The sequence below is a fragment of the Saccharopolyspora sp. NPDC002376 genome (genome assembly GCF_053593195.1).
This window is the reverse complement of the sequence record NZ_JBSFBZ010000063.1, coordinates 34548-43591: the sequence shown is the minus strand read 5'-3', so window position 1 is coordinate 43591 and position 9044 is coordinate 34548. Positions and strand designations below refer to the sequence as shown.

General features: G+C 66.7%; 8 protein-coding genes. 2 read left to right on the top strand and 6 right to left on the bottom strand.

All coding sequences use genetic code 11. From position 1 onward, the window contains the following. Positions 1-101: 101 nt before the first annotated feature. The 3 genes from ACWCO2_RS31010 to ACWCO2_RS31000 all read right to left on the bottom strand — a co-directional run bounded on the left by ACWCO2_RS31010 (position 102) and on the right by ACWCO2_RS31000 (position 4545). Entirely contained in the window at positions 102-1517 is a 1416-nt protein-coding gene (locus ACWCO2_RS31010) for a purine-cytosine permease family protein (protein WP_450131335.1), read from the bottom strand. Between the two features lie 58 nt (positions 1518-1575). Further along, positions 1576-2838: a diaminopropionate ammonia-lyase gene (locus ACWCO2_RS31005; RefSeq protein WP_450131334.1), complete on the bottom strand. Its 1263-nt coding sequence runs from the start codon at positions 2836-2838 to the stop codon at positions 1576-1578. Between the two features lie 579 nt (positions 2839-3417). After that, positions 3418-4545 (bottom strand): diaminopropionate ammonia-lyase, encoded by a 1128-nt coding sequence (locus tag ACWCO2_RS31000; RefSeq protein WP_450131333.1) that lies wholly within the window; start codon positions 4543-4545, stop codon positions 3418-3420. A gap of 91 nt (positions 4546-4636) precedes the next feature. Here ACWCO2_RS31000 and ACWCO2_RS30995 point away from each other — a divergent pair, with 91 nt between their 5' ends. After that, complete coding sequence (locus ACWCO2_RS30995) at positions 4637-5551, top strand: LysR family transcriptional regulator (RefSeq protein WP_450131332.1); 915 nt, start codon at positions 4637-4639, stop codon at positions 5549-5551. 294 nt (positions 5552-5845) lie between these two features. Further along, positions 5846-6463: a 2-phospho-L-lactate guanylyltransferase gene (gene cofC, locus ACWCO2_RS30990; protein WP_450131331.1), complete on the top strand. Its 618-nt coding sequence runs from the start codon at positions 5846-5848 to the stop codon at positions 6461-6463. 43 nt (positions 6464-6506) lie between these two features. On the opposite strand, the gene ACWCO2_RS30985 is transcribed toward cofC, so the two are convergent. The 3 genes from ACWCO2_RS30985 to ACWCO2_RS30975 are packed head-to-tail and all read right to left on the bottom strand — an operon-like array spanning position 6507 to position 8775. Further along, positions 6507-7388 carry a 5-oxoprolinase subunit C family protein gene (locus tag ACWCO2_RS30985; protein WP_450131330.1) on the bottom strand — a complete coding sequence of 294 codons (882 nt, stop codon included), beginning with the start codon at positions 7386-7388 and terminating at the stop codon, positions 6507-6509. Further along, positions 7385-8011 (bottom strand): 5-oxoprolinase subunit PxpB, encoded by a 627-nt coding sequence (pxpB, locus tag ACWCO2_RS30980; RefSeq protein WP_450131329.1) that lies wholly within the window; start codon positions 8009-8011, stop codon positions 7385-7387. The genes ACWCO2_RS30985 and pxpB overlap by 4 nt, the downstream gene beginning before the upstream one ends. A 5-nt stretch (positions 8012-8016) precedes the next feature. Continuing rightward, positions 8017-8775: a LamB/YcsF family protein gene (locus ACWCO2_RS30975; RefSeq protein WP_450131328.1), complete on the bottom strand. Its 759-nt coding sequence runs from the start codon at positions 8773-8775 to the stop codon at positions 8017-8019. Positions 8776-9044 lie beyond the last annotated feature (269 nt).

Genomic DNA, 9044 nt, shown 5'->3' with positions numbered 1-9044 from the left:
GAATGGAACGCCGACCCCAAACCCTTCGTCTGGACCAAAACCGCCGACGAGATCCTCGAAACTCTCGCCGCATACTGCAGCCGAATTAACGACTCAGCACACTAGGACGTTTCTTTGGGACTCTTCTTCTTCGACGGCTCCGCCATCCCAGACAGCAGGTCGTTCACCGGCTTCTCGAACGCCGAGTAGATCGCGCCCGCGACGATGCCGGACACGAAGTAGCTGAGGTCAGCACCGCCGAGCAGATCGGCGATCGGACCGCTGAAGACCTCGGTTCCGATGAAGGGAACGGACACGGCCACGCCGATGACGAGGGCACCGATTCCGGCGAGGTTCACCCGCCCGAAAGCACCGTTGCGGTCGTAGAACGCGCTGATGTGCGGATACCCCTCGCCATTTCGGTACACCTTGAAGTAGTTGACCAGCAGGACGGCGAGCCACGGCGTGATGTAGTAGCTCATGAGGTGGAGGAACAGTTTGAGGGAGTCCTCAAACTTCTCGCCGCCGATCGCGAGCGCGATCAACCCTCCGATGACTCCGGCGGCCACCACGGTCACGGCCTGCCTGACCTTGAATTCACAGGTCAGCGTCGCCATGGCTCCGCTGTAGAGGTTGACCGAGTTGTGCGGGATCGCCGACAGGCCGAGTGTGAGGAGCACTACAAAGACCAGCCAGTCGGGCAGCACGAAGCCGAAGGCGTCGATGACGTCGCCGGAAGGATTGACGGTGATCAGGACTGATCCCAGGATCATCATCCACGTGGTTGCCGCGAACAGGCCTGAGGCCGCCCAGGCGAAGATGCTCCGCGAACTCGTGGACTCGGGAAGGTAGCGCGAGTAGTCGGATGCGTAGGGCGCCCAGCTGACCGTGTACCCGAACACCACTGTGAACTGCAGGAGCCAAGCCGTCGCGTACTCGGCGCCGGACAACGTGGACGTCGCGCCCGGGCCGACGCCACGCGAGATCATCACGATCGAAACCGCAGCGAGAACTACGATGCTGATTCGAGTGATCCACTTTCCGAACGAGTGGAGCATCCGATATCCGTAAATGCCGATCAGGATGCTCAGCCCCGCTACCACCACCACCATGGGCGTGTACGGAAGACCGAAAAGCTTCGCGAGGGACTCCGCGCCAAGGACCGTGCCAACGGAGTAGTACCCGACGTACACGAGCAAGGACAGGACAGCCGGCAAGTAGTTGCCGATGTAGCCGAAGGCCGCGCGCCCCATGGGTAACTGCGGCATCCCCAGCTTCGGGCCCATCGAGGCGCAGAGGCCAGTTCCAATGGACCCGAGGAGGTTCGCCGCGATGATCGCCGTGATGCTGCCGGTCAGGCCGAGGCCGGCCTGACCGCCGGTCGCCCCGACGAAGATTCCGGCCAAGTAGATGACGGGCGCGAATCGAGCGGTGAACTGGCTGCTCGCCTTGCCGTAGCGGCGACTGGTCTCCACGTGCTCGATCCCGTGCCGCTCCACGGCCAGTGTTATCTGACCGTCGCCACTCTTCTGCGACATTCTCCGCACCTTTCGACTTCCGGCGCCCAGGGGAGGTACGCGGCGCCCGGAGGGGCATTTACCGTCCGTTGAGATGAATTGCGCTCATCGATGATGAACACCGCGCAGCCGGCTTTGCGGCCGTTGTTCCGGGCCGGAGCCCTGCAGTCGATTCGGTGGTGTGCACGATGTCGGCGTAGGCGACGGGGTCGGTGGCGCCCTCGGTGACGACGACGAGCACCTCGGCATCGGCGTGCAGTCCGATTTGCCCGATCGCCGCGCCGGATTCCGAGCGGAGCTCGTGGAGACCACCCAACGCTGCTGCCCCGGTCTCCCCCGCGACGATCCCGGCGGCAGCGAGCCGCCGCATGGCCTCGTGCGCTCGGTGGTCGCCGACTCCGACGACGACATCGATCCCGCTGCTCAGCCATGGCCAGGCCTGGTGTGAAGGTGTGCCGCAGTTCAAACCCGCCATGACCGAGTTGTGCGGACCGGGCACGCTCACGAGTCGCCCAGCCCGCAGCGACTCGAGCACGCAATTCGCAGCGAGCGGCTCGACGCCTACGAGCAGCATCCCGGGATTGGCTTCCGCGCGCCGGTAGTGGCGCACGGAAGCAGCGGCGAGAGTTCCAGCACCGACCGGCACGATCACCGCGTCAGGACCGTTCGCGTTGTGCTCCCGAAAGAAATCGTCGATCTCCCAGAAGATCGTCGAGCACCCCTCGATCAACGCCCGAGAAATCTGCTCGCCAGCGGCCCCGGAGGGGGCGGATACCACGAGACACCTGTCCGACTCGTCTTCGGCCGACCGCCGCACCGCATCGTCGTAGTCGCCGTCGACCACTGTGACCACGGCGCCTTCTCGCTCGATCGCCTCGATGCGCGCAGCGGCCGTGTTCGCCGGAACGTAGATGCGGGCGCAGAATCCGAAAAGGCGTGCCATTCGCGCGACCGCCTGTCCGCGGTTGCCACCCGTCGCGACTGCGAGGGACAGAGGTTTCAACTCGTCCACCAACGCGATCAGCTCGTCGACGTCGGTCCACGATGGTTCAGCGCACAACCGCTCGCACAACGCGCGGTAGATCGCATACGAAGCACCGAGCACTTTGCAGGACGTCAGCCCGAACCGCGAGCTCTCGTCCTTCACCCAAAGCCGGCCCACGCCCAATTCGGCTGCGATGTCGGGAAGTTCCACCACGGGAGTGCGCTCGTACCCTGGTAGGCGCCGGTGGAAGTCCATCGGCGCGCGATCAGGCCCGACCTCCTGCAGCACGCCATCGACGCGTTCGTTGACGAACAGGTCGCGGGAAGCTGACACCGGGATGCGCACCTCCTGGCTCATGACGACCTCCTGCTCCGGCAGAGCCGGCATTGACCTCGCACGTCGACCTCGGTCGCGTGAGTTCTGCAGGTGTGGTGGGAAGGCTGTCCCTACCCGGTGGCGGGGTCGAAATCGCCTTGTCCGACAGTTGGATCGAGAGGTGCGAGGTGGCAGCGGAAGGCCAATCCTCCGCCGAAGCCGTGGGCTCGTCCGCCGACTTCTGAAGGAGAAGGTAGGCGACCTCCGGCGAGGAACCATCAGCAAGTATCAATGAGAGGCTCGCAGCCGAGTTGTCAATGTTCGCCGTGGACTCGGCAAACCACCGTTCCGCTGGCAGAGCACTGATCAGTCCAGCATCGATGATGCCACCGCCGAACTGCGAACGCGCAGCCGTGGTTCGCTGCGATCAGGCCGCAAACGCGACTTGGAGCTCCAACTCGACCGACGTCCCGCGCACCAGCGGGAGTTGTCCAGAAGCGCAGCCGCGCGGTCCGCTTTGGACAGCGGGCAGCTACGCCGCGACGGGCTTCGCGACCGGCGGGAGGCTCAACTCGAGTCAGCCCAGGTTCTTCTCGGCAACGCTTATCGCTTTCCTTCCTTTCAGCAGTCGGATTCCTCGTGGGCGCCTTCGGTGTTCAACAAGACGACAGTGGCGTCGGGCGGCAATCCGAGATCGGCCCGACTGCCCGGTTCGGCCAGAGCAGCGCGCGCTGCGGCCAGGGTTGCCGCCCCGCACGGTCCGGAAGAGACCCCGAGGGCGTCCAGCTCGCGCGCTGCATCGGCGGCTTGTTCGTCGGACACCGCGATGGCGGCGTCCAGCCCATCCCGCAGGTACGGCCAGGCCAGGGAGGACGGGGTGCCGCAGTTGAGGCCGGCCATGATCGTCGACCCGGTCGGCACCGCGGATGATCGTCCGGCGGTCAGACTGGCTTGGATGCACGCAGCCGTGTCCGGCTCCACCCCCAGCAGAGCGGCCTGCTGTTCGCGGTCGCGACTGCGGTAGTGCGTCACCACGGAGTGGGCCAGCGATCCCACTCCCATCGGGACCACCACCAGCGCTGGTCCGATCGCCGACAACTGTGCGTCCAGCTCGGCGAACATCGTCGAATACCCGTCCACGATCCACTGTGGAATTTTCTCGTAGCCGGACCACGAGGTGTCCTGCAGGAGCACTGCTGCGGGGCGGGATTCAGCTTCCTCGGCCGCGCGCTGCACGGTCGCGTCGTAGTCGTCGCCGAGCACCGTTACCGCTGCCTGCTCGGCGCGAATCGCGGCGATCGCCCCGGGGCCGACGACGTCCGGAACGAACACGTGCGCAGGAATCCCGAGCAGCCGCGCGAAGCGGGCCACAGCTCGTCCGTGGTTGCCGTCGGTCGCGGTCACCACTTCCAACGGGGGCAGCGAGGCGAGCACCGCGCGCAGGCCGTTCCAATCCGCGGGCCCCACGGTTTCGCCGGCGTGTTCGCAGATGACGCGGTAGATCGCGTAGGACACGCCCAGTGCTTTGAAGGCGGGCAGTCCGAATCGGACCGACTCGTCCTTCACCACGACACGCCGCACCCCCCATTCGGCGGCGAACGCGGGCAGGTCCAGCAAGGGCGTCGATGCGTAGTCGGCCAATCTCGTGTGGAAGGCGGCCACCTCGGCAGGCGCAGGAGGGCATGCCCAGTCCCTGGCGCCCGGGTTGAAGAACCAGGAACCGGAGTTCACAACGATGTTCGACGTCACGCGGTTACGATCGCAGCACCACGGCGTGGCGGTAAAGTTAGCGATGTCGAGCGTTACCGTTCGACATCGCCCAAAGATCAGATGAGGCGCCATGTTCGATCTTCGTCGGCTGCGACTCCTGCTCGAGCTCAAGCACCGCGGCACCATCTCCGCCGTTGCCGCCTCGCTGAACTACAGCCCGTCCACGATCTCCCAGCAGCTCTCGCTCCTGGAAACCGAAGTCGGCGTGAAACTGCTCGAACCGATCGGACGGCGCGTGCGACTCACACCGCAGGCCGAGATCCTGGTCGTGCACACCGATGCCATGCTGCGGCAGCTGGAAGCGGCCGAAGCGGAAATCGCGCGGTCTTTGGCAGAACTGACCGGTACCGTGCGGATCGCCGCATTCCAGAGCGTCCTGCTCACCCTTCTCCCCGCTACTCTCGCGGACCTCAACTCCGACCACCCCGGGCTGCGCGTGGAACTGTTCCAAGCAGAACCCGAGGTCGCACTGCCGAAGATGCTCGCGCACGACTTCGACCTGGTCATCGCCGAGGAGTACCCCGGTCATCCCCTACCTCGCCCCGCGGAGGTCGAGTACCGGGAACTGCACCTGGATCACATGTGCTTCGCGCTGCCTCCTACCGACCACGAGGTCGATCCCGTTCAGGTCTGGGAGCTCGTCGCCCAGCGCCCGTGGATCGCAGAACCACCAGGATCGGCCTCCCACAAGTGGATTCAGGAGCTCTGCCGCGGCGCCGGCTTCGAACCCGACATCCGCTACACCACCGATGACCTCCTCGTCCACCGCCGCTTCGTGGAGCACGGCCACGCCGTCGCGGTGCTGCCCGAACTCATCCTGTCCGACGATCCGTCCGACGCGGTGCTGCTGGACATCCCCGGCGGTCCCCATGCTCGCCGCATCGTTGCCGCCTACCGCAAGGACAATGCAGAACATCCGGCCATCAGGGCCTGTCAAGCCGCCCTGGCCGTCGGCCGCGACAGCGCCGAGGATCCGCATCGGTAGCGAGGCCCCAACAGCTCGGCGACTCCGGCCAACGCCGAATTCCAGATGGCAATCCGTCAGCGGCGATCTGGCACGTTCTGACAGAACCTCCTCCTGTTGTTCGTAGAAATGGACATGCCATGGGCGTGCGGTGCTGTCCTACGCTCGACCAGCACACCCACTGGAACAGGGCGCGGCGCCCGCTTCCTCCTGGGAATCCTCGGTATCACAGCGATGTGAAGCCCCCTTCGGACCAGATTGGGAGGCCCCTTGCACGAGTCCACCCCGGCGCGAGAAACGCGATGGCACGTGGTCGTGTGTTCCAAGCAGCTCGGCGTGGCCAAGACCCGGTTGGCCGGTGCGGGGAAGTCCGGCCGAGTTGCGTTGACGCTGGCCATGGTCGAGGACGTTCTCACCGCTGCAACCGCGACCCCGTGCGTTCAGCGCACCACGCTGGTCACCGCCTGCCCGGAGTTGACAGCTGTGGCACGCGCGCACGGTGCGGGAGTGGTTCCCGACCCGGGCAACGGGCTCAACGCAGCATTTCGGAGTGGTGCTGCCGACGCAGGTGGGAAGTACTGGACGGCATATCTACCGGGAGACCTGCCTTGTCTTGCCCCCGAACTCCTTTCCGTCGCCCTGCAGCAGATGGCTGCGCACCCGCTCGCGGTGATCGCCGACCGGGCGGGCGGAGGAACCACGATGCTGACCGCCGCACCCGGTGAAACGGCGCCCCTCTGCTTCGGCCGAGGGTCGCTCTCCCGCCACCTCGCCGCTGGGGCACGTGAAATCACGCCTCCACGAGCGGAACTGGCTTGCGACGTGGACTCCTTGCCCGACCTGTGGATTGCGGTGGGCTACGGGGTGGGACGGGCGACCAGAGCTGCCATTCGTGAACTCCCGCTGGAGCGCTACTCCGAGGCCGCTCCCTAGCGCGTACCCGATGACAGCGCACACCTGCTGGTCCGTTTCGCGCTCAGCCGCGCGTGAAACGGACGCCCTGGCCGGGTCGCAGTTGTCCCACCAGCGGCATTGCCCGGGTGCGGACGACCGCGATCACCGGGTAGCCGCCTGTGACCGGGTGGTCCGGTCCGAAAAGCGTCAGCCGACCGTCCGGCGGCGCCTGCAGCGCGCCCTCGACGACGCCCTCACTGGTCAGTTCGTCGTGGATCCGGCGAGGCAGCGCCGGCCCGGCCAGGCGGACACCGATCCGGTCGGAGTCAGCGGTCACCTCGAAACGGCTTCGCAGCAGGGCCTCGACCGCTGCCGGTTCGAACCAGTCCGCCCTCGGTCCGAGCGAGACCGGGAGGAACTCGTCTTCGACCAGGACCGGCGGCGGGACCACGACGTCGGAAACCGGGACGGGACCTCGCGGTCTTCCGATCGGCAGCACGTCACCCGCGCGCAGCGGTGGCGGACCGAGTCTGGACAGCAGGTCCGTCGAGCGGGAGCCGAGGACCGGTTCGGCTCTGATCCCGCCGCGGACGGCCACGTAACTGCGCAGACCGCGCTCGGGCATGCCGAGGCGGACCATTCCTCCCGCGGGCACGGCGATCACCTGGTGCGTCCAGTGCGAGCGGTTGCCCACCCGCACCGGCAGCGGCGCGCCGGTGATCGCCACCCGCGTCGGGCTGTCGCAGGTGAATGCCAGGCCGCCGTTGGTCACCTCGACCACGGCGGCGCGCTCGTCGTTGCCGACCAGGCGGTTCGCCAGTGCCATGGCGGGCCGGTCGAACGCTCCCGACCCGCCGACACCGAGATGCGCCCAACCACGTCGGCCCACGTCTTGCACGAGCGCGAGCAACCCGGAGTCGACAACAGTCAGCTCCGCGGTCGACTCCGGGTTGGTGGTGATCACGATGTGACCTCACAGAAGACGACTTCGTCCCCGGGCAGCAGCAGCGCGGGCGGATCCGCCTCGGTGTCCCACAGCGAGACTTCGGTGTGCCCGAGAAGTTGCCAACCGCCTGGAGAGCGGCGCGGGTACACCGCGGAGAACTGCCCAGCGATGGCGACCGAACCGGCGGGCACGGCGACCCGGGACTCCTTCCGGCGCGGCACCCGCAAAGTCGGGTCACCGCCGACCAGGTAGGCGTAGCCGGGCGCGAAGCCGCAGAAGCCGACCTGCCACGGGGTTGCGGTGTGCCGGTACACCACCTGCCGTTCGTCGAGGCCGCAGTGCTCCGCGACCCAGCTGAGGTCTTCGCCGTCGTAGCGCACCGGAATCTCGACCCTGCGGGTCTCCGCCCGCACCACCGCACCGACCTCGAGATCGCGCAGCAGTCCTTCGACTGTCGGCGGATCGGTGCGCGCGGGATCCACGACCAGCAGCAAGGTGTCCAGTGCCGGCACCAGGTCGACGACCCCGTCGAGATCCGCGGCGCGGACCGCCGCAGCGAACGCGTGGACGCGGCGGTTGTCGCCCAGCTCGACGAGCAAGCCGGTGTCGCCGCACCTGCGGGTGATGAGCTCCCCGGCCAACTGGATCAGCCGATTCGGGTGACCTGCACGCCCGCCGCCTCCAAGGCCTTGCGGGTCGCTCGGGCGATGTCGACAGCGCTCGTGGTGTCGCAGTGCACCAGGATCGCCTCGGCCTCGATCGAGATGCGAGTGCCGTCGATCGCGGTGATCACGCCCTCGGTGACCATCTCGACCGCGCGCGCCGACGCCTGCTCGGGGTCCGAGAGCATGGCGTTCGGCTCCGTCCGCGGGACCAGCAGGCCTTCCGGGGTGTAGGCCCGGTCCACGAAAGCCTCGGCCACGACGTCGAGTCCGGCGTCGCGGGCCAACCGCCAGGTCTCGGTGCCCACCTGCGCGAGCAGCGGCAGATCCGCGTTGTACTCCTTGGTGGCGTCGACGATCGCTTGGGCGTGCTCGGTGACGGTCGCCGCTGCGTTGTAAAGCGCACCATGAGCGCGGATGTAGTCGATCTTCCCCCCTGCCAGGCGGGCGAACACCTCGAGGGCACCCATCTGGTAGAGCAGGTCGTCGGTCAGCTCCTGCCTGGTGTAGGCGATGAAGCGGCGGCCGAACCCGTGCAGATCGCGGTAGCTGACCTGCGCACCGATCGCGATGTTCTTCTCCACCGAGAGCTCGCAGGTCCGGCGCATGATGCCCGGATCGCCCGCGTGGAAGCCGCACGCGATGTTCGCCGCGGTGACCACGTCGAGCAACGCCTCGTCATCTGCGAGCGTCCACCGGCCGTACCCCTCGCCGATGTCGGTCGTGAGTGCCACCTGAGGCATTATGCACCCTCCTGCTCGAACTTCGCTGATGCCGAATTGGTAGGTCTTACCCGTGCGAGGCGCGGACCGGCCGCGTGAAAGCAATTCTCAGCGCACACGATTCGGCAGAACTTCCACCGAATAGAAAGAACATTCAGTTGTTTCACCCGGGCGACCAGTCCGAACCGCGCCAGAACCCACATCAAGCCGGCGTTAACACCTGACACCATGTTACGAATGAACCATCACCGCACTGGCACATGGTGACAAAGTGCCGCTGCCCACACTGT

Excerpts from the sequence above, each read along its gene's own strand:
- ACWCO2_RS31010 (WP_450131335.1), bottom strand. The coding sequence starts at position 1,517 with ATGTCGCAGAAGAGTGGCGACGGTCAGATAACACTGGCCGTGGAGCGG.
- ACWCO2_RS31005 (WP_450131334.1), bottom strand. The coding sequence starts at position 2,838 with ATGAGCCAGGAGGTGCGCATCCCGGTGTCAGCTTCCCGCGACCTGTTC.
- ACWCO2_RS30995 (WP_450131332.1), top strand. The coding sequence starts at position 4,637 with ATGTTCGATCTTCGTCGGCTGCGACTCCTGCTCGAGCTCAAGCACCGC.
- ACWCO2_RS30975 (WP_450131328.1), bottom strand. The coding sequence starts at position 8,775 with ATGCCTCAGGTGGCACTCACGACCGACATCGGCGAGGGGTACGGCCGG.